Source organism: Paenibacillus sp. LHD-38 (genome assembly GCF_031157315.1).
Taxonomy (GTDB): domain Bacteria; phylum Bacillota; class Bacilli; order Paenibacillales; family Paenibacillaceae; genus Pristimantibacillus.
On record NZ_JAVIFU010000007.1, the window covers coordinates 118,295 to 139,872 of the forward strand.

Annotated in this window: 15 protein-coding genes; 14 read left to right on the forward strand and 1 reads right to left on the reverse strand. The window is 48.3% G+C overall.

Features of this window, described 5'->3' with window-relative positions:
- Positions 1-11: 11 nt before the first annotated feature.
- The 10 genes from RCO25_RS08320 (at position 12) to RCO25_RS08365 (ending at position 16,020) form a co-directional block, all read left to right on the forward strand.
- Positions 12-2,930, forward strand: coding sequence for an extracellular solute-binding protein (locus tag RCO25_RS08320; RefSeq protein ID WP_308995672.1), 2,919 nt, complete (start codon positions 12-14; stop codon positions 2,928-2,930).
- A 46-nt stretch (positions 2,931-2,976) separates the two neighbouring features.
- Positions 2,977-3,897 (forward strand): carbohydrate ABC transporter permease, encoded by a 921-nt coding sequence (locus RCO25_RS08325; RefSeq protein ID WP_374992085.1) that lies wholly within the window; start codon positions 2,977-2,979, stop codon positions 3,895-3,897.
- 5 nt (positions 3,898-3,902) lie between these two features.
- A complete protein-coding gene (locus RCO25_RS08330; protein ID WP_308995674.1) occupies positions 3,903-4,772 on the forward strand; it encodes a carbohydrate ABC transporter permease in 870 nt (289 codons plus the stop codon).
- An 18-nt stretch (positions 4,773-4,790) separates the two neighbouring features.
- Positions 4,791-6,854, forward strand: coding sequence for a YIP1 family protein (locus RCO25_RS08335; protein ID WP_308995675.1), 2,064 nt, complete (start codon positions 4,791-4,793; stop codon positions 6,852-6,854).
- A gap of 14 nt (positions 6,855-6,868) precedes the next feature.
- Positions 6,869-9,403 (forward strand): DUF5696 domain-containing protein, encoded by a 2,535-nt coding sequence (locus RCO25_RS08340; protein WP_308995676.1) that lies wholly within the window; start codon positions 6,869-6,871, stop codon positions 9,401-9,403.
- Positions 9,396-10,304, forward strand: a complete 909-nt coding sequence (locus tag RCO25_RS08345; protein WP_308995677.1) for a carbohydrate ABC transporter permease — start codon at positions 9,396-9,398, stop codon at positions 10,302-10,304. Before RCO25_RS08340 ends, RCO25_RS08345 begins: the two co-directional genes overlap by 8 nt.
- A gap of 21 nt (positions 10,305-10,325) precedes the next feature.
- A complete protein-coding gene (locus RCO25_RS08350) occupies positions 10,326-11,282 on the forward strand; it encodes a carbohydrate ABC transporter permease (RefSeq protein ID WP_308995678.1) in 957 nt (318 codons plus the stop codon).
- A 30-nt stretch (positions 11,283-11,312) separates the two neighbouring features.
- Positions 11,313-11,990, forward strand: a complete 678-nt coding sequence (locus RCO25_RS08355; RefSeq protein ID WP_308995679.1) for an SGNH/GDSL hydrolase family protein — start codon at positions 11,313-11,315, stop codon at positions 11,988-11,990.
- A gap of 258 nt (positions 11,991-12,248) precedes the next feature.
- Positions 12,249-13,289, forward strand: coding sequence for an asparaginase (locus tag RCO25_RS08360; RefSeq protein WP_308995680.1), 1,041 nt, complete (start codon positions 12,249-12,251; stop codon positions 13,287-13,289).
- Entirely contained in the window at positions 13,279-16,020 is a 2,742-nt protein-coding gene (locus RCO25_RS08365; RefSeq protein WP_308995681.1) for an alpha-mannosidase, read from the forward strand. Before RCO25_RS08360 ends, RCO25_RS08365 begins: the two co-directional genes overlap by 11 nt.
- Before the next feature lie 66 nt (positions 16,021-16,086).
- On the opposite strand, the gene RCO25_RS08370 is transcribed toward RCO25_RS08365, so the two are convergent.
- The gene (locus RCO25_RS08370; RefSeq protein WP_308995682.1) at positions 16,087-17,970 is read right to left on the reverse strand and encodes an ABC transporter ATP-binding protein; all 1,884 of its coding nucleotides are present in this window, start codon (positions 17,968-17,970) and stop codon (positions 16,087-16,089) included.
- Between the two features lie 297 nt (positions 17,971-18,267).
- Between RCO25_RS08370 and RCO25_RS08375 the strand changes: the two genes are divergently transcribed.
- The 4 genes from RCO25_RS08375 (at position 18,268) to RCO25_RS08390 (ending at position 21,577) form a co-directional block, all read left to right on the forward strand.
- A complete protein-coding gene (locus tag RCO25_RS08375; protein ID WP_308995683.1) occupies positions 18,268-18,636 on the forward strand; it encodes a hypothetical protein in 369 nt (122 codons plus the stop codon).
- Between the two features lie 9 nt (positions 18,637-18,645).
- The gene (locus RCO25_RS08380) at positions 18,646-19,269 is read left to right on the forward strand and encodes a hypothetical protein (RefSeq protein WP_308995684.1); all 624 of its coding nucleotides are present in this window, start codon (positions 18,646-18,648) and stop codon (positions 19,267-19,269) included.
- 83 nt (positions 19,270-19,352) lie between these two features.
- Positions 19,353-20,672 carry a glycoside hydrolase family 125 protein gene (locus RCO25_RS08385; protein ID WP_308995685.1) on the forward strand — a complete coding sequence of 440 codons (1,320 nt, stop codon included), beginning with the start codon at positions 19,353-19,355 and terminating at the stop codon, positions 20,670-20,672.
- Between the two features lie 32 nt (positions 20,673-20,704).
- Positions 20,705-21,577, forward strand: a complete 873-nt coding sequence (locus tag RCO25_RS08390) for a sugar phosphate isomerase/epimerase family protein (protein WP_308995686.1) — start codon at positions 20,705-20,707, stop codon at positions 21,575-21,577.
- The last annotated feature ends 1 nt before the right edge of the window (position 21,578 follow it).

Consider the following 21,578-nt stretch of genomic DNA (forward strand, 5'->3'; position numbering starts at 1 on the left):
GGGAGCTTCGATTGCGCCAGTCATCTAACATCAAAAAATTTGTAGCGGCTTGCTGCTCTGCAGCGCTCGCCGCAGGGTTGTTGGCGATTGCGCCAGGCATTTCGGCAGAAGAGAAGTCGGCCGAGACGGGGGAATCATCATTGGCAATCGAGCCGGCGTTTAAAGCGAACGGATACGACCGTTATCTCGACCGGTATAAAGATGAGGCCAAGCCAAAGCAGGTCATTCGATTCGAAGCTGAGCATTACGAGTCCGTTGAAGGGATGAAAGCCGTCCGATTCGAGGACGAAAACGGGAAGAGCGGCGGTGCCGTGCTTGCCGATGAAACAGGCACTATTCACTGGAAGTTCGAAGTAAAGAACGCTGGGCTTTACAATATCAAACTCCGCTATTTCAATACACCTGGGAAAAATTCAGATATTGAACGTGAGCTTCGTATTGATGGGCAAATCCCGTTCGCAGAAGCGAACAGCATTTTTTTGCAACGGACTTGGAAGAGTGAACGGAGTAAAGTTGAACGAGATGATCGCGGCAACGATATTCGGCCGAATCATACGGAAGAGTCGGTTTGGCAAGAGGTTGCGCTTCGGGACATAACTGGATATTATGAAGAGCCTTATTTTATTTATTTTAGCGAGGGGATTCATACCCTATCATTAACCTCATTAAAAGAGCCGGCAGTTATTGATTGGATCGAATTATTCCAGACAGAAAAAATGATTGATTACAAGGATCAATTGGACGTATATAAGCAGAACGGTTATGCGGAAGCTTCCAATGCTTTCGTTAAATTGCAGGCTGAAGACGCCGTATTGAAGTCGAGCTCGACATTGTATCCGATCATGGACCGCACTCCTGCCACAGAGCCGTATCACGTCTCGAAAATGCGCATGAATGCGATCGGCGGCTGGAATTGGAGAATGCCCGGGCAGTGGATTGAGTGGGAGATCGAGGTGCCGTCAAGCGGTTTATACCAAATTGCGCTGAAAAGCAAACAAACTGCCAATAGAGGGCTGTCATCAACAAGGGCGCTATACGTTGACGGGAAAACTCCATTTAAAGAAGCAGGCAGGCTTTCATTTGAATACAGCGGCGATTGGCAAATGAAAGTGCTGGGCTCGGAAGCCAAGGAGCCTTATATGTTCTATTTAACGGAAGGGAAACATCGTCTGCGGCTGGAAGTCACGCTCGGGGAGCTTGCTCCGATATTGCGGACCGTGGAATCCAGTGTATTAGAGCTGAATTCGCTTTACCGGAAAATCATTAGCTTTACCGGCGTGGTGCCGGATCCATTCCGCGATTATCAATTAGAGAAACGGATCCCGGAGTTAATAGAAGGGTTACTTCTACAGAGTGAGACGATCGATGGAGTTGCTGCCTTGCTCGAGGGTTACGACGGAAAAACGAGCGAACGGACAGCGCTGCTTCAAACCTTATCCTATCAGTTGAAGGATATGGCTAAACGTCCTGAAACGATTCCGTCCCGTCTGGAGCCCTTCAAGACGAATGTAGGCGCGCTCGGCACATGGATGATGCAGGTGAAGGAACAGCCCCTGGCCGTCGACTATTTGTTAGTGACATCGCCTGGCGCAGATTTGCCGAGAGCGAAAGCGACCTTCTTCGAAAAGTTTGTCCATGAAAACGCCTCGTTCCTTGCTTCTTTCTTCGAGGACTACGCCAGCGTCGGTACGGTTGAAAATGAAGATGAAGCTGTTTCTGTATGGGTGCTGACAGGACGAGACCAAGCTCAAACGTTAAAGAAAATGATCGATAATGATTTCACCTCCGAAACGGGCATCCCGATTAATCTTCAGCTTGTTTCCGCTAACGTACTGCTTTCCGCAACGCTTGCGGGTAAAGGTCCGGACGTGGCGATACAGGTTGGGAACGATGTTCCGGTTAATTTTGCGATGCGCGGCGCGCTTCAGGATTTATCCGAATTTGAAGACTTCGATGAAGTGATCAAGCGGTTCCAGCCGAGCGCGATGGTTCCATACGAATATTTGGGCAAATATTATGCGCTGCCGGAGCAGCAAATATTTCCGGTGCTCTTCTATCGGGAAGATATACTCCACGAGCTCGGGCTAAGCGTTCCGGAAACGTGGGAAGATGTTTACCAGATGATCCCGGTGCTGCAAAAGAACAACCTGCAATTCGGTCTGCCTCAGGCAACGCTCGATGCATCGGCGGTAACGGATCAGATGCCGCCAAATCCGGCATACACCATGATGTTGTATCAGAGTGACGGTGAGTTATACCAGAAGGACGGCAAATCCAGTGCCCTTGATACGGAAGTGTCGATCCAAGCGTTTCAAAAGTGGACAGAATTGTATGCGAACTATAAGCTGCCCATCACGTTTGACTTTCCAAACCGATTCAGAACCGGTGAAATGCCGATTGGGATTGCAGATTATTCGACGTACAACCATTTAAGCGTCAGTGCGCCGGAAATCCGGGGCTTGTGGGACTTTGCGCCGGTGCCGGGCACTCGTTTGGATAACGGAGATGTACGCCGTGAAGCTCCAGGACGCGGATTCGGCGTTGTCATGTTTAAAGATGCTGAGCATAAGCAAGCTGCGTGGGAATTTACGAAATGGTGGACCGCGAAAGAGGCTCAGGTCGATTTCGGCCTTGAGATGGAAGGGCTGATGGGCATTGCCGCTCGCTACCCTACAGCAAATATTGAGGCGCTTCAAGAGCTGCCTTGGCCAACAGCAGACTTAACGAAGCTGATGGGACAATGGCAGTGGGTAAAAGGAATTCCGGAGGTTCCAGGGGGTTACTTTACGGGCAGACATCTGGACAATGCGTTCCGAAGAGTTGTTTTACAGGGGGATGACGCAAGGGAGACGATTGATCTCTACGTCCGATATGTGAATGAAGAAATGACGATCAAACGAAAAGAATTCGGGCTTCCAATAGAGAAATGAGGGGATTCTTATCCAAAGCACAGCTCGTGAACGTTCCGTAGTGAACGTGCAGCCCCAGTCAAAGACGACGAAATTAAATACCTTGGTTCAAGATATGAAGTTAAATAAGCATTCGTATATATTGTTGGCGCCGTTTTTTATCATTTTTTTCCTGTTTACTGTGCTTCCCGTCATGATGTCTCTGGCGCTTAGCTTTACGAATTTCAACATGCTTGAATTTCCTCGGTGGACCGGATGGGACAATTATGTACGGTTATTCGTGAAGGATGATGTTTTTTTAATCGCATTAAAAAACACGTTTTTATTCGCCGCGGTTACTGGTCCTATCAGTTATTTAGCTTGCTTTATTTTCGCATGGCTCATCAATGAGCTGCCTCCGAAAATTAGGGCATTCATTACATTAATCTTATACGCACCCTCCATTGCGGGCAGCGCGTTTATGATTTGGCAAATTATGTTTAATGGTGACTCATACGGGTACTTCAATTCATTCTTAATGCAGTGGGGCTTTATATCGGAGCCGATCCTTTGGCTTCAAGACCCTAAGTACATGCTTGGTATTGTTATGGTTGTGCAGCTTTGGTTAAGCTTGGGGACAGCGTTCCTAGCGTTTATCGCCGGTCTCCAGGGCATTGATCAGACGCTGTTTGAAGCGGGGGCCATGGACGGGATCCGGAACCGTTGGCAGGAGCTTTGGTTTATTACGCTTCCATCTATGCGGCCGCAGCTTATGTTTGGTGCGGTAATCCAATTGACGACTTCGTTTGCGGTTGCCGAGGTTAGTATTTCATTGACGGGCTTCCCGAGTACGGATTATGCCGCGCATACGATCGTCACTCACCTTATGGACTACGGAACCATTCGTTTTGAAATGGGATACGCATCGGCAATAGCAACTGTGTTGTTCGGACTTATGCTTGGAATGAATCTTGTGACACAGCGGCTTTTAAAGAAAGTGGGGGAATAAGCGCAATGATTCTTCGGTGGTTGTTGCCTAAGCGCCTGAACCGTTCGATCAGTGTAGACATTTTGCTGTTTATAATGATCGGCTGCGTAGCTGCATTCATGGCCTTGCCGCTCGTCTTTGCCATTAGCAACGCGTTTAAGCCTATGGATGAAATTTTCGTGTTTCCGCCTCGGTTTTTTGTTAGAAATCCGACGCTGGATAACTTTTTTGACTTGCTGTATCTGTTTACTGATTCTTGGATCCCGTTTTCAAGGTATGTGTTCAACACGGTATTCGTTGCAGTCGTAGGGACGGCGGGCCATGTCATTCTGGCTTCGGCTGCGGCTTATCCGCTCGCGAAGCATCATTTCCCCGGTAAACAATTATTGTTCGGCATGGTCGTTCTTTCCCTCATGTTCTCGCCGCACGTTACGGCGATTCCGAACTACATGACGATGTCATGGGTGGGGCTCATCGACAACTATGGCGCGTTAATATTGCCTGCTTTCGGATTTTCGTTAGGCTTGTACTTGATGAAGCAATTTATGGATCAAATTCCAGATGTGTTGCTTGAGGCTGCGAAAATCGATGGCGCAACCGAGTACCGGATTTTCTGGACGATCGTTATGCCGATGGTCAAGCCGGCTTGGCTTACGCTCATTTTGTTTTCGTTCCAACGTTTGTGGGCCGCAAATGCCGGCGCACAAACGTTTATCTACAGCGAACAGCTGAAGACGATGGATTACGCATTCAGCCAAATCGTTCAGGGCGGGATCGCCAGAACGGGAGTTTTCGCAGCAGTAACGTTTCTGATGATGATGGTCCCGATCGCTGTATTTATTTTGACGCAAAGCAATGTAATGCAAACCATGTCGACCTCGGGCATGAAGGAATAAAGAGGGAGGGGCAACGTTTTGAAAATCAAAGGCATCCTAGGGGTCCTCATTGCCATGCTGCTGTATTTAGCTATTCCGGCGGAAGCATTCGCTTCCAATTATCCGGGGTACATCTATTCTTATGACAAAGAGGCTCACCCTTCCCCCCTGCCGTACGCTTCGTCCAGAACGTTCGACGGAAAGCAGTTGAAAGTGGGGGCGTTTCGTTCGCCTAACGATATTTTTATCGATAAGGACGGGGCTTTGTATATTGCTGATACGGGTAACCACCGAATCATCATCATTGATCAGGAAACGGAGCAGGCCAGGGTAATCGATTCTTTCCAAAATAACGGCACGGAGGACCATTTCAACGAGCCGCAAGGAGTGTTTGTGGACCCGGAGAATGGACACATTTTTGTAGCAGACACGTTAAATCGGCGTATCGTCGAATTGACGAAGGACGGGAGTCTCGTCAATACGGTTGAAGAGCCAAAGTCATCGCTTATCCGGACCAACTTTCAATTCGCGCCTATTAAGCTTGTGCTGGATAAGGCAAAGCGAATGTATGTTGTCAGCAAGGGAGCGTACGAAGGACTTATGGAATTTGACGGGGACGGTAAGTTTGTAGGGTTTATCGGGACAAACCGGGTGAAGTTCAACCCTGTCGACCTCCTCTGGAAACGGATCTCAACGGAAGAACAGCGGGAACAAATGGTTCTGTTCGTTCCGTTGGAGTTTAACAATGTTGATATTGATGAACATGGTTTTATGTACACAACGACATCAGAAGTCGGTTCGAACGAGCTGGTGAAACGATTGAATCCGTCCGGGGTCGACATTTTGCGGCGCGAGGGGTTTCATCCTCCGAAAGGCGATATACAAATTACGCAAACCGGAAGTGTTAAGGGGGGCTCCACATTCATCGATGTAGTGTCCGAACGGGCAGGGATTTATAACGCTCTCGATTTTAAGAGAGGCCGTATTTTCTCATACGATAAAGATGGTCACTTATTGTACCAGTTTGGCGGAATCGGCAGTCAGCTGGGGAGATTTAAAGCTCCGTCAGCACTTGACTCGTTCGAAGACAACATCTATGTCTCGGACCGAATGCTTGGAACCATCACTGTGTTTGAACCGACGGTTTACGGTAAAGCCGTCCGCAAAGCTGTGACATCCCATTACGACGGAAACATGGAGCAGGCTGCAGAAGCATGGAACGAAACGCTTCGACTGAATCGAAATAATGAGATCGCCTATATCGGTTTAGGGAAAGCGTTGTTAAAGCAAGACCGCTACGCAGAAGCGATGGCCCACTTCGAATTGGGAAACAATCGCAGCTATTATTCGGAGGCTTTCAAACGGAACCGTGAGCTGTGGCTGGAAAGAAATTTCGGATATATGGCAGGAGCCATTGCGCTTGCGGCCGCTGCTTACATGTTTGTCAGAAAAAGGTTCAGAACGGCAACCGCGGTCCATTATACGGAAATGGGAATATGGAAAAATCCGTTCTACACCGCTATCCATCCTTTTAACGGATTTTGGGAAATGAAATATGAGCAAAAGGGCAAGGTCGGAATTGCCTTCGGCATTCTGCTCGGACTTTTTGTTGCGATCATTTTAAAGCGGCAGTTCAGCGGATTTATAGTGAACTACAACGATGTTTCTGAATTTAATAGCTTTAATGAACTGAAATTCGTTGTCATCCCGTTCCTTCTTTGGTGTGTGGCCAACTGGTCGTTAACGACACTGATGGAAGGCGAGGGTTCCTTCAAGGATATCATCATGGCAACCGGTTATGCTCTTCTTCCTTTAATTATCGTTTATTTGCCGCAGCTTGCATTGAGTCATGTCGTGACCGCGGAAGAAAGCTCCTTCTATTACTTGCTAAATACAGTTGCCGTATTATGGTCGCTATGGCTATTATTTGTGGGCACGATGACGGTCCATCAATATACGCCGGGTAAAACGATTGTCACGATGCTGCTTACGATTGTAATGATCGGTATTATTCTGTTCTTATCCTTGCTGTTGTTCAGTGTAATGCAGCAAATGCTTTCCTTCGCAATATCCATATACAACGAAATTATTTTCCGCATGTGAAAGGAGGGGATAGCGTGAAAAAAACCGGAATTATGCTACTAGCCGTCTGTGTCCTTGCGCTCGGGGCAGTCAGCTGGGGATATGTGAAGCGGCAAAACGCCGGTTCTAATCATCAAGAAACCCTTGCCGTTTCAGCGAATGCGGAAGGTAACGCAGTAACAAACGTGATCCCCTTATCCGGCTCGGCTTCGGAGAATGGTATGATCGAAGCGGCAAGCAATGAAGCTCTCTCCTTATACATTCATCCGGCAACGACCGAAATTGCCGTGCTTGATCGGGCATCGGGCGAAATGTGGTACTCGAATCCCCAAGATTTGAAGTCCAATGAGAAGCTTACTCCACTTTATCAATCCTTGTTATCGTCGCAGGTGAAGCTTTCCTATTATAACGAAAAGGGACAAGTCAGCACTTTTAACAGTTTTGACGACAGCGTTAAAAAAAACCAATTTGAAATCGGGAAAGTGGACCAAGGCGTGAAAGTCACTTATACGCTTGGCAACGTAGTCAAAGGACTCGATATCATTCCGCTCGCGATTAGCGAGCAGCGGTTTCAAGAGGAAATTATTAAAAAAATCGAAGACGAAAAGGCTCAGAAAAGTGTCGCGTATAAATTTGCATTCGATAAAAATAATAAGGTCTACACGCCTAGACCGATGCAGCCTTTCGTGGTAGAGGAAGTCGCGGGGATCTTAGAGTCTATAGGGTATACAAGCGAAGACGCTGCCTACGACAATAAGGAGAATGGGATGGAATCCGTCTCATCAGCGAAATCGATTCAATTCAAGGTTTCGGTCATCTACACCTTGGAAGGGGAGCGTCTCTTCGTATCCGTTCCAACTAACGAAATCAAGTATCCTGAAAAATTTCCAATTCTTTCCCTTCATGTATTGGAATATTTCGGCGCCGCAGGCTTGAAAGATCAAGGCTATATGTTCGTCCCGGATGGGTCCGGTGCGCTTATTCACCTGAATAACGGGAAAACGGCGACAGATCCATATAGAGCGCCTGTTTACGGTGAAGATGCTGCGGTCGTTCAAAAAGAGAAGATTCAAACGAACATGCCGATCCGCATGCCCGTCTTCGGGATCGTTAAAGGACGTCATGCTATGATGGGAGTCATTGAAGAGGCGGAGGCGTTTGCAAGCATAACGGCAGATATAAGCGGCCGGAATCACACCTATAATTATGTGTCGCCTCAATTTGATCTTATGGCAGCGGACCAAATCTCGCTGTCCTCCGGAGAACAGAAAAGCGCGATTCCTGTATTTCAATCCCGCATTTACGAGGGAGATCTTAAGATCAGTTACAGCTTTCTGAACGGAACGTCAGCCTCTTACTCAGGCATGGCGAAGCTTTACAGGGAAAGACTTGCGGATCAATACGGCTGGGAGCGAATCTCGGAGAACACAGAGCTTCCTTTTGTATTGCAAGTTGAAGGGGCGTTTCCTCGGAAACAGTCGCTTCTCGGCGTTCCGTACGAAAGCCTTGAGCCTTTGACGAAATACAAGGAAGCGATTGAAATCTCTGAGCTTTTGCTGCAAGAGGGAATATCGAATATTCATCTTCGCTACTCAGGATGGTTTAACGGAGGCATTCGGCATGAGTCTCCGAAAGACATTCATTTGGAGTCAAAGCTGGGCGGAGCCCGCGACTTTGAAGAGTTAAAGGAATTTTCGAATAAAAACGGAATTGCGTTGTACCCTGATGTCGCTTTTCTAAGAAAGCATAAAGGCTCATCGGAGGCGGCAATGTTTTTAAACAAAAAGAAAGCTAAGGTCTATGAATATAGTCCGGTTTATTATCTGGAGGACAAAAGCCGGTTCTTGCATTACGTGCTCTCGCCTTCGGCGCTTGAGCCTACTGTTGAAGCTTTCGCAAAGCGGTATAAGAATCTCGGGGTAACAGGATTGTCGTTACGCGATCTTGCGTCTGACGTCAATTCCGACTTTAAGACGGAAGCGATGGTGGATCGGCAGCAGGCGAGAAACTTTGCGGAGCAGCAGACGGATAAATTAGGATCGAGCGTGGATCGAATCATGGTCTCGGGAGGAAACGTATATGCGGCTTCTTATGCCGATATCGTCGTCGAAGCGCCGCTTCAAAGCAGCCGGTATACGATTCTTGATGAGGATGTTCCGTTCTACTCGATGGTGCTGCATGGATATGTCGATGCGGCAGGAAAAGCATGGAATACGGATTTGCAAGCAGGACGCCAAAAGCTGCTGAAAGCGCTGGAGACGGGTTCAGCTGTTTATTATGATTGGTTTTATGCGGATCCTGCAGTTGTTAAAGATACAAAGTACGATTACTTATTCTCTTCCTATTATAAGGATTGGTTGAACGAAGCTTCAGAGTTGTATGCGGAAGCGAATCGGGTTTTACAAAAGGTAAGGGGACAAACCATTCAATCGCATGAGAAGCTTGCAGAAGAAGTGTATCGAACGACTTACGAGAATGGATTTGAGATTATCGTGAACTATGGAAATCAAGCAGCTGCGATTGACGGTATTCAAATTGACGCTGAAGGCTACTGGGCGGGGGGTGACTAAATTGTTAAAGAAAAGGACATCGCTGGAGCAAAGAAAAGCATGGTACGGCGTGTTGTTTGCGGCCCCGTGGATGATGGGGTTTGCGTTTCTGTTCCTAATTCCGCTGTTCCAGTCTTTCCGGTTCAGTATTAGCACATTAAAATTAGCAACAGGCGGTTTTATAACCGAATACGAAGGACTTGCGAACTTTAAAACTTTACTGTTTACTCACCCGACGTTCAACCGAACGCTGGTGGAAGCGGTAAGCAAGATGTTGGTCAATGTGCCGATCATTATTATTTTCAGTTTGTTCGCAGCCGTTCTCCTCAATCAGAGGTTTAAAGGACGTACGTTGGCCCGCGCGATCTTCTTTCTCCCGGTAATTATAGCTTCATCAGCTATAGCGGGTTTGGAAACGAACAATTTTATTGCCAACGTTATGCAATCTACGAGCGGGTCGGCCGAAGAAGGCGGCAATTTCCTGCAAAGTTTCGAGCTGGAGAAGATGCTGTTGGAATCGGGCATGGCCAAAGGCTTCGTCTTTTATTTAACAGGCGCGGTGGATCGAATTTATGAAATTATTGGTTCATCCGGCGTGCAAATCTTGATCTTCCTGGCGGCTCTTCAGTCCATCTCTCCCTCTTTGTACGAATCTGCGAAGATGGAGGGCGCAACGGGGTACGAAATTTTTTGGAAGATTACGTTTCCGATGATGACTCCGTTAATTTTGACAAACACCATTTATTCCGTTATCGATTCATTTAATAACAATTCCATGAGCGGATTGATCTCTAAGACCGCTTTTGCACAATTCGAATTCGGTCAAAGCGCAGCAATGTCATGGATCTATTTCTCAATCATCTCCTTGCTATTGCTCATCATTGGCTGGGTCATCTCTAAGAGAGTATTTTACTACGACTAGTTCGACAGGGAGGTGCGGGCTGTGCAAACAAGATTGCTAACGATTCGAAAATCGATCAAGCATTTGAATCCATTGGAAACCGTCAAGCGGTGGGGCTGGATCGCATTTCGGGCGCTGCTTGTCACAGGCTTGTGTTTTATTATTCTGTATCCGCTGATCCAGAAATTGTCCGTTGTGTTCCGTAACAGGAGCGACATGTATGACCCGACGGTATTATGGATTCCTAAAAGCTTCACATTGGACAATGTGATAAAAGCGATGGATGCCATGAATTATTGGATTGCTTTTAAGAATACCCTTTTCATCTCCGCGGGTACGACTCTCCTGCAGGTGCTGTCATGCGCTCTGGCGGCGTATGCGTTCGCCCGCTTGCGCTTTTGGGGAAGCGAGGTTCTGTTTTTCCTAGTCATCTTTACGATCGTTGTTCCGCCGCAAACCTTGATGATCCCTACGTATTTAACGTATCGTTACTTTGATTTCTTCGGGATTCTCGGGTGGTTCGGGCAGGACGGCATCAATTTGATTGATACCGTGTGGCCGTTTATTATGTCGTCATCTTTAGCCGCCGGATTGAAAAATGGTCTTTACATCTTTATTTTCCGCCAATTTTTCCGAGCGATTCCGAAGGAGCTGGAAGAAGCGGCTTATGTGGATGGCTGCGGAATAGGGGCCACATTTTTTCGCATCATTTTACCGAATGCCATACCGGCGTTCATTACAGTCATCCTATTCTCTTTCGTATGGCAATGGAATGACAGCTACTTCGTTTCGCTTTTCTTTAATAAGGAGCAGGTGCTTTCGACACAAGTATCTGCCTTAACAGCGCAAATCTATCAAACGATTACGAACGATCCGCTGTATGTTTCGATGATCTTAAATACAGGAACGCTGCTTGTCATGGCGCCATTGATCATTATGTATATGTTCGTACAAAGATATTTCGTGGAAAGTGTAGAACGAACCGGTATTGTCGGTTAAAACTTCAATGTATGGAGAGAGGTGGTCAATATGCCGCAGGATTTTCATGAAATCAAGCAGCTGCTTCATGAAAATCGCAGCACGATTTGGATATTTACCGGAGATAGCATTACCCATGGGGCTCAGCATACCAATGGTTTTAGAAGCTATGTCGAGCATTTCCAAGAAAGATTGCGTTGGGAGCTCCGCCAGTTCCATGATGTTGTGATCAATACAGGAATAAGCGGCCATACCGCGAGTGATCTATTGGAAACGTTTGATGAAAGGATAACGAGGTTTTCCCCTGCCGTAGTTTTTGTGATGATCGGTATGAACGATTGTACGCGGGGACAGTCGGGGTGCCTTTTATTCAAAAATAATTTGGCCCAAATCATTCATCGTATCCGGGAAATAGGGGCTATCCCCGTTTTGCAAACGCCGAACCCGATTGATATCAAGAATGATCGGACAAGAGCGGAGCTAGCCGGGTACGTCGAAATCATTCGCGAGGAAGCTTTGGCAAAGAATCTGGTTTTGATCGACCATTATGCGTATTGGCAAAGTCAGAAGCCGAATCAAGGGGATGTAAGAGGAGATTGGTTAAACGACACTATACATCCAAACCAATATGGGCATATGGAGATGACTCGCAAAATATTTACGGATTTAGGAATATTTTATTCTGAAAGTCCGACTTGCCAGTTGGGATTACCGCATCAGAAAGTATAAGTTTTCGAACTTGAAAACGGGATGATGGGAAAGTAGTTTCGTATGATTAGGTCGACCTGAATTTTAGGTTGGCCTTTTTTCTTTTGGTCGTTTTATGATGACGGCAGCTGGGATAAATAAAATATATCAACCATTTACACTTAGAAAAATAGAATATATAATTATATCTAGTTAACATATATTAGATATACCAAATTGCCGTTTGATGTTTCGCATTCATGTCCAACGTTAGATCAATGACTTTGAGGAGGGTCCGTCATGGCGGAACGGTTGGTGGAGGAATATAGAGGACAAATACTTGAAAATATTCATTACGGACATATTTGTGGAATCGATGATACCGGTAAAGTCATCTTGAGTGCGGGTAATCCTGAGTGGGTTTCGTATATGCGATCGGCTGCAAAACCGTTTCAGGCTATTCCGGCTTTTGTGCACGGAATCGGCTCGGCATTCGGCTTGACGGATCAGGAGATGACGTTGATGACCGCTTCGCACCGCGCAGAATCCATTCATGTAGAAGCGTTGGAGTCGATGCTTCGCAAAATCGGAGTATCCGAGGAAAGCTTGGTATGCTCGAATACGTATCCTTTAAGCATGCAGGCCCGAGATGAGCTAATGCTCGGAAGGAAGCCGGGTAGACGTATTTATCACAATTGCTCCGGCAAGCATCTTGGTGTATTGGCATTGTGCAAGGCTTTGGGTTACGGAACGGAAGGGTATGAGGATCCCGCGCATCCTGCGCAAAGGGAGATCATGAGAGCTGTATCCCTCTTCTCCGGGTGTAAGGAAGACGAAATAAAAATCGGAACGGACGGCTGCGGTTTTCCCGTGTTTGCCTTGCCTTTAAACAAAATCGCTATGATGTTCTTGAAGCTGGCTTGTCCGGATTTGATCGAAAATCAGGAGGTTAGAAACGCCGCTTCCGACATCTCACGCATCATGAACGCACATCATGACATGGTTTCGGCTCCATGGTTCATCTGTTCCAATCTGTTGAAGGATCCGAATATCGCAGCGAAAGGCGGTGCCAAAGGGATTTACGGATTTGCCCTGCGCAAGGAACGGATTGCGTTTGCTTTGAAGGTGCTCGATGGTTCGGAGGATGAGTGGCCGCTCATTATCGCCTCCATTCTTGAGCAAATAAATTACGGCAACAAGGAAACGATCGAACGGATGTACGGATTGGCCTCGCGGGAAATCAAAAACGACAGCAATCTTGTCGTTGGGAGCAATAAAGCGGTTTTCCGCTTGAAGAGCCAATCACGACCGGATACAGGGGGCGACTTGAATGCATCGTAAGACAGCGCATATTATTTCTCACACACACTGGGATCGGGAATGGTACCTGCCGTTTGAGAAGCATCGTTTCAGACTGGTGCGGCTCATGGATGAGCTGATGGAGGTTTTGGAAAACAACACCGAATTCCGAACCTATCACCTCGATGGACAGACGATCCTGTTGGAGGATTACTTGGAGGTTCGTCCAGACCGGCGCGCGCAGCTCGAGAAGCTGATTAGGGACGGGCGGATTCATATCGGTCCTTGGTATATTCTGCAAGATGAGTTTCTAACGAGCAGCGAAGCCAACATTCGAAATCTATTATATGGGCACAAGGATGCAGCGCGGTATGGGAACATATCCAAGCTAGGCTATTTCCCCGACTCCTTCGGAAACATGGGACAGGCTGCGCAAATCTTAACGCAAGCCGATATCCTGACGGCGGTATTCGGAAGAGGTGTAACCCCGACGGGGTTCAACAACACCGTGGATCATCAATCGAATTACGAATCGCCGTATTCCGAGATGATCTGGCAGTCTCCTGACGGCTCGGAAGTACTGGGTATCCTGTTTGCGAATTGGTATAGCAACGGGAACGAGGTTCCGAAGGATGAGGCAGCGGCGAAATCGTACTGGGAGTCCCGGTTAGCCGCTGCCCAAGCATTCGCATCGACCCCTCACCTGTTGTTCATGAACGGGTGCGATCACCAACCGGTCCAGAGGGATCTTCCGGATGCAGTGGCTGTTGCGAAACAGCTGTTTCCAGACATTGAATTCGTGCATTCGAATTTCGATGATTATATCGCCGCTGTTAAGGAGAACCTCCCTGAGGAGCTGCAAGTCGTGAAGGGCGAGCTTAGAAGCCAACGTACGAACGGGTGGGGCACGCTTGTAAACACGGCTTCCTCCCGGATCTACTTGAAGCAGGCGAACGAAAGAGGACAGACCTGGCTGGAGAAGGTGGCCGAACCGCTGGCCGCGATGGCTTATACGGCAGGCAAAGCCTATCCTCATCATTGGTTTGAATACGGGTGGAAGACGTTGATGAAAAACCATCCACATGACAGTATTTGCGGCTGCAGCATCGACGAGGTTCACCGGGAAATGACGGCTCGCTTCGAGAAAAGCCTCCACGTGGCGGAATCGATTGTGGAGCAAAGCGCCGAATATCTTGAAAAACAAATCGATACCCGGTTATACGAGCCGTATGGCGCATCCGCATTGCCGATTGTCGTTTGGAATACGACCGGATGGGGGCGAAGCGGTGTCGTTCGGGTAAAGGTCGACGTAGATCGCGTGTATTTCCGCGAAGGCATCAGCTTTGACGAGATGCGTCGAAGCATGAAGCAATTGCCGCTCGGACAAAGAAAATTGGTTGATCCGCAAGGGAAGACGATCCCTGCTTCGGTCAAAGATTTGGGGATTCAGTTCGGCTACGATCTTCCGGACGACCAGTTCCGTCAGCCGTATTTCGCAAGATCGGTAGAGCTGGAATTCGAGGCGGTAAATGTTCAGGCCCTTGGTCACCTCGTTTACGCATGGGTGGAAGGCTCCGGAAGCGAAGGTGAAGGGAACGCCCCATTATTGGTCACGGGAGAACGGACGATGGAGAACGATTACGTTCGAATTGTTATCGCGAATAACGGAACGTGGGAATTGACGGAGAAACAAAGCGGTCATACGTTTAAAGGACTCGGGGTATACGAAAACACAGGGGATATCGGCAATGAGTACATGTACAAACAGGCGGACGGGGACGTTGCCCTCACGACGGAACATCTCGCCGCGGACATTCGGCTCGTCGAGAATACTCCTTACCGTGCGTCGTTTGAAACGGTTCATGTGATTCAAGTACCCGAACAGGCTGATGAACTTCTGCAGCAAGAGCGGGAGGAGTTGGTTTGGTTTACTCAACGAAAAGCGCGCCGCTCGCAGAAATTAGTTCCAATGGAAATTAAGACCAAGATTACGTTAGATAAACACGCGCGAGGGGTGCTCGTGAGAACGACATTCGACAATACCTCCAAGGACCACAGGCTTCGGGTGTTGTTTCCTTCCGACTTACATAGTGCGACGCATTATGCGGATTCGATCTTCGAAATTGCGGAACGAGATAACGAACCCGCGCCCGAATGGAAAAACCCGAGTAACTGCCACCATCAACATGCATTCGCAAGTGTTTACGACGGGCAGATGGGATTAACGGTAGCGAATAAGGGTCTGAATGAGTACGAGATTCTGAGGGACGGCAGAAACACCCTTGCTATTACGTTGCTTAGAGCAGTTGCCGAATTGGGCGATTGGGGCGTATTCCCAACGCCGGAGGCCCAATGCCAAGGTACGCATACGGCGGAATATATCATCTTCCCTCATAGCGGCGATCCGAAGCAGACAGGGGTATACGCTGAGGCATATCAATTCCAAGTCCCTTGGACAGCGTTACAATCCGGGGTACATGGCGGCACAATCCCGCCCGTGCATTCTTGGATGCCATGGAGCGGCGAGACGCTTGCCTTCTCATCGTTGAAGGTTTCGGAGATGACAGGCGACATCGTTGCAAGATGGTATCACCTGGGGGCAAATCAAGAAAATTTATGGGTACAGCCTCAATTCCCATGCGGGAAGTTGCACACCAGCGATGTCCTCGAAAGAAGGAAGGAAGCCGTTCTTGCCAATGCAGACGGAAATTATATGCTGCCTGTCAAAAAATATGAAATCATAACCCTAAGTATGGAAATAAAAGGAAAATGATAAATATCCCTTGCTCACCGAATGGAGAGCAAGGGATATTCTAGTTTAGATTGATTTATTCTGGTCTTATGCGCCGCTATGAATCTCCTCGGGACGCATAGCCTTCAGTTGTAACTCATAAAGCTTACGGTACAATCCTCCTTCTGCCAAAAGCTGTCTATGGCTGCCTCTCTGTACAATTTCACCGCCGTCCACAACCAAGATTTGATCCGCTCGGACGACCGTAGCCAGTCGATGGGCGATAATGAAGGTGGTCCTGTCTTTCATTAAACGTTCCAATGCTTCCGTTACTAAAGCTTCCGATTCCGAATCGAGCGCCGAGGTCGCCTCATCGAGAATTAGAATTTTTGGATTTTTCAATAACGCTCTTGCGATCGCTAGCCGTTGTTTTTGGCCGCCGGACAACCGCATGCCTCTCTCGCCGATGATCGTTTCGTATCCATCCTTGAAATCAGCAATAAACTCATGAGCATTAGCGGCTTTCGAGGCCGTAACGATTTCCTCCATCGTCACGTTTTCGCGTCCGTATATCATATTGTCCTTGATTGTGCCGGAGAATAGGACATTGTCTTGCAGTACGATGGCGATATGCTTCCTAAGCTCCTCCAACTTGTAATCGCGTGCATCCTTACCATCAATGAATACCGCGCCGTCAACAGGATCATAAAACCTTGGGATTAAATTGATCAATGTGGACTTTCCGGCACCGCTGGGTCCTACCAAGGCGATCACTTCACCGGACTTGGCTTTAAAGGTAATGTCTCTGATCCCAGTCCGTTTTTCGATTTCGACTTCCGGAAGTTTCGGAGGAAGATGCGTGGGAATCCAGTAAAATTTTTTCGGCGGCCGCTCTCTCTCTATGAGGTCAGGATTTGCCCGTTGGTTATGGTTATCATTATAAATTAAATTTAGTGTGAGATACGTGTAGGTAACGTCACGAAATTCGACTTCCCCCTTGCATTCCGGCATAGGATACGCGTTAGAACGCTCTACGATATCCGGTTTTTCATCGAACACTTCGAAGATCCGCTCGATGTTCGTGACGGAATTTTGGATCGTTACGTTCACGTCGGCGAACCGTTGAATGGGACCGTACAGGTTGCCTAGAAGCATCTGAAACGCGATGATTTCTCCGGCGCTCATTTCACCTTTCAGCACCAACCCTCCGCCGATAAACCAAATGACGATGCCGCCGACATGAGACAACGATTCGCTAAGTCTCCCGAGAATGTTCGAAAACAAATGAGCGGTGACCGTGTGGTGAAAGTGCTGCTCAGTTTGCTTGTTAAACCTGATCTTTTCTTGCTTCTCTCCGTTAAAGGCTTGAACGATGCGAATTCCGCCCATTCGCTCCACCAAGGTACCCGAAACCCGTTCCATCTGCCGGTGTACGGATCTCCAGGCCAGACGGATCCAAACATTCATATTCGTGAAGGACAAGTAATAAAAGGGAAGCACACATAGTGAAATCAAGGCAAGCGTTACATTCATTCGAAACAGGAGAAAACCGGCGAACAGGACCATACATAAATCAAGTACTAAATTGATGATTCCGCCGCCAATAAGGTTTTGCGCTCCTCCGACATCATGAATCACCCTTGATGCGACGCCGCCAACCTGTCTCTGGTCATAATAGCTCACCGACATCCGCTGCAGATGGTCATACAATTGTTCTCGCAAATGCATCATCATTTTATTGCCGAGTATGGCCGAGATATAGTTTCTTAAGAAATTCAGAAGCACTCCGAAAAACAAAATGAAGGCCATGAGCAGCACGGTGTTCGTTAACCGCGAGTAATCATCGCCAATCAATACATCGTCGACAAGGAGTTGGGTGAAAACAGGCGTGGACAGCGGCGCCGTAAACTGTAAAATGCCGACCGCGATGATAATGCAAATCATCCACCAATAGGGTTTGGCCCATAGGATATAACGTTTGATTGGACTCATAAGTATCACTTCGCTTTTGATATATTTTTTTGAAAGACTTTATCATCTTAGCGCAAAATGAAAGGGGATACAATAAACGTAAAGTATAACAATTGGAAGGGATTGGAGAGGAAAGGGCGAAAAGGGTAGGATATCAATAGGTTTCAAGGTTTAGCACGAGAATTCCCATGATAATCGGCTAGTTTAGGACAATTTCCATTTTACTTTGCAGAATAAATAGCGTTAAATAGATATGTTCAGATGAAAATTGGTTATAACCTTTAGGCTGTTCAATGGATTTGGAATATTAACTACTTTATGAACAACGCGAACGAATCGAATATCGGCGCGCTTAGAGCCGACGGCACCCAGAAGCCGGAGGCGGACGTTTCCTACGATTTCGGCGGATTCATGGGCGAGATCAGCGGACTGTTCGAGGGACGTGTGCTGGAAGATGTGGCGGTCGTGTATCCGTATTCCAACGATTTCTCAAGCCGCAAGCACGCTTTCCAATCCACCGCGCAGGCAATTAGGGTACTCACTTACGGGATGAACATACACCCTCGAGGCATCGGGGAGTACCAATTGGAGGATCTGGAGCGGGAGCCTGCCAAGCTGATTATCGTGCCAAGCCCGCAAAACTTCAGCGACGATGCTTTCAATCGGTTGGTTGAGCTCGCGAAGTGAGGGAGTACGGTGCTCTGGACCGGTCCGCTTCGCAGAGACGCCTACTGGGGGCCGGCAAATGAGCGGCTCCAGGCTGAAATCGGCGAGACGGTACACGGCAACGTATTGCGTGAGGAAGCGCTGCTATTGAACGGGAAGCTGTACGCAGCATCATTCGGGAATCGTAAAATAGGCACGGTTGCCATTGATATTCCGGTTAGCGGCGGAAACGCGGCAAACGATAGTGGAGTACTCCTTCCAATCACAGCGGAGCTCGGGACGGGCCGCTTCATCTGGTGTCCGCTTCCGCTTGAGCTGAATGACCGCTGGGAACCGCTGCAAGCGTTGTACACGGAAGCGCTGCGCATAGCCGGCGCCGCATATGAGCTTGAATGGTTGAGCGGCGGGGAGCTTCCGGGAGTATACGGGCGAAAGCTTCAATTTGCGGAAGGATTTCTTTACATTTTCGTATCCGAATACAGCAGCGATACCGATATTCAAGTACGCGACCCGCTGACAGGGGCCGATTATGCGTTTACGCTGGATAGCGAAAGAACAGTCATGTTTGCCGCCGACCGTGAAGGACGATTGCTGTCCGTATACCGGCCGGATCAGGTTAGCGTTCGATGCAGCGGCGCCAACTCTGCTGTCTAAGCAGACAATGTAAGAAATAAACGATAAAGACGCTTCGGTTCTCGTATGCAGTATCGGAGCAATTGCAGGAGGAGCTATGTCAAATGGAACAATTTAAGCTGCCGAAGGTAAGCATCCCTCGAATGGAGCTTCCGGAAGCAATAAAGCAAGTGCTGGACGAGGCGGAGGAAAAGCTGGCCCGCCGTCCCAAGCTGTTGCACCAGTTTCGGAACTGTTTTCCGAATACGCTCGAAACAACAACGAAGCTGATGGACGATGGCACGACCTTCGTCATTACGGGGGATATTCCCGCGATGTGGCTTCGCGATTCGGTCGAGCAAATCATTCACTATGTACCGTTCGCGAAGGATGATGCGGGGCTGCAGCGAATCATTTCGGGGTTGATCAAGCGTCACTCCATGTATATCAGTATCGATCCTTACGCGAACGCCTTTAACGAAACGGCCAACCACTGGCATTGGGACGCAAATGATGAAACCAAGATGTCCCCTTGGGTTTGGGAACGTAAATTTGAATTGGATTCGCTTTGCTTTACGGTTCGTCTGGCCTATATGTATTGGAAAGAAACCGGTCTAACCGATATTTTCGACGAGCAGTTCAAACAGGTGCTGCGCTCCATTGTCGACGTATGGAAAACGGAACAGCGCCATTTCGAAAAATCGGAATACCGATTTATGCGGTACAACTGCCCGGCTATAGATACGCTGCGCAACGATGGATACGGGATGCCCGTCAATTACACGGGAATGGTATGGTCGGGCTTCCGTCCGAGCGACGATGCTTGCGACCTGCATTTCAATATTCCATCCAACATGTTTGCCGCTGTTTCGCTCTCCCAAATGCAGGAGATGGCGAAATGGGTGTACCGCGATGAAGCGTTTGTTCAGGAGATGAAGCTTCTGGAGGAAGACATTCGTCACGGCATCCAGCTTTACGGGGTGTACAACCACCCGACATTCGGGAAGATTTACGCTTTTGAGACGGACGGGTACGGCAACTACTGCCTGATGGATGATGCGGGCACGCCAAGTCTGCTGTCGATCCCGTATATCGGTTACACGGACGTTAATGACCCCATTTACCAAAACACGCGCCGGTTTATTTTAAGCAAAGAGAATCCGTTCTACTTTGAAGGGAAAGCTGCGAAAGGGATCGGCAGTCCCCATACGCCGCCGGGATATATCTGGCACATGGCGTTAGCCATGCAAGGCATAACCGCCGCGACAGATGAGGAAATGCGGGAGATGATCGATCTGTTGGAAGCGACCGATGCCGATACCGGCTTTATGCATGAGGGCTTCCATGCCGATGATCCGAAACGGTTTACCCGTCCATGGTTTGCATGGTCGAACAGTCTCTTTTCGCAGCTCATTTACCACGCGATGGTGAAGGGGATTTTGTAACTATCAAATTTGAAATAGGCGGGGTGGAAGCAATGAAAATTGGTCTTAGTACGTATAGTTTGTTAAACGCTTTGAAGTCCGGGGAGATGACAGTCCTGGATGTTATCCAATGGATCGCTGACAACGGCGGCGAGCATATGGAGATGGTTCCTTACGGTTATACGGTCGAAGACAATCCTGACTTGGCGGATGCAATCCGCGAAAAAGCTAAATCGGCAGGCATTGAATTGTCCAACTACTCTATGCCCGCTAACTTCGTACAGGAAACGGAGGAAGCCTTTGACGAAGAAATGGCCCGCGTCAAGAGACATGTCGATGTCGTGCATCGGATGGGCGTCAAGCATATGCGCCATGACGTTACGGCCTTTACTCTGCCGAAGGAAAAGATGACGATCGCGTGGTTTGAGGAAAGCTTGCCGCTGATCGTCAAAGGCAGCCGGATCATTGCCGATTACGCCGCGCAGTCCGGAATTACGACCACGATCGAGAACCACGGCTTCAGCGTGCAGGCGAGCGATCGCGTCCAACGAGTCCTGCAGGCGGTAGACCGCCCGAACTTCAAGACGACGCTTGATATCGGCAACTTCATGTGCGTGGATGAAAACCCGATTATCGGGGTAATGAAAAATTTGCCGTATGCGTCACTCGTTCACTTCAAGGATTTTTATTTCCGCCCGTACGACGAACATCCTGGCAACGGGGAATGGTTCACCACGGCGCATGGAAATTTCCTGCGCGGTGCGATCGTTGGGCACGGGGACATCCCGATCAGGAAAATCGTGAAATTGATTAAGCAATCAGGATACGACGGCAATATTACAGTCGAGTTCGAAGGCATGGAGGAATGCAGGACCGCTTCCAGGATAGCCATGGACAATTTACGCCGCTTCTGGGAGGAGGCTTGAA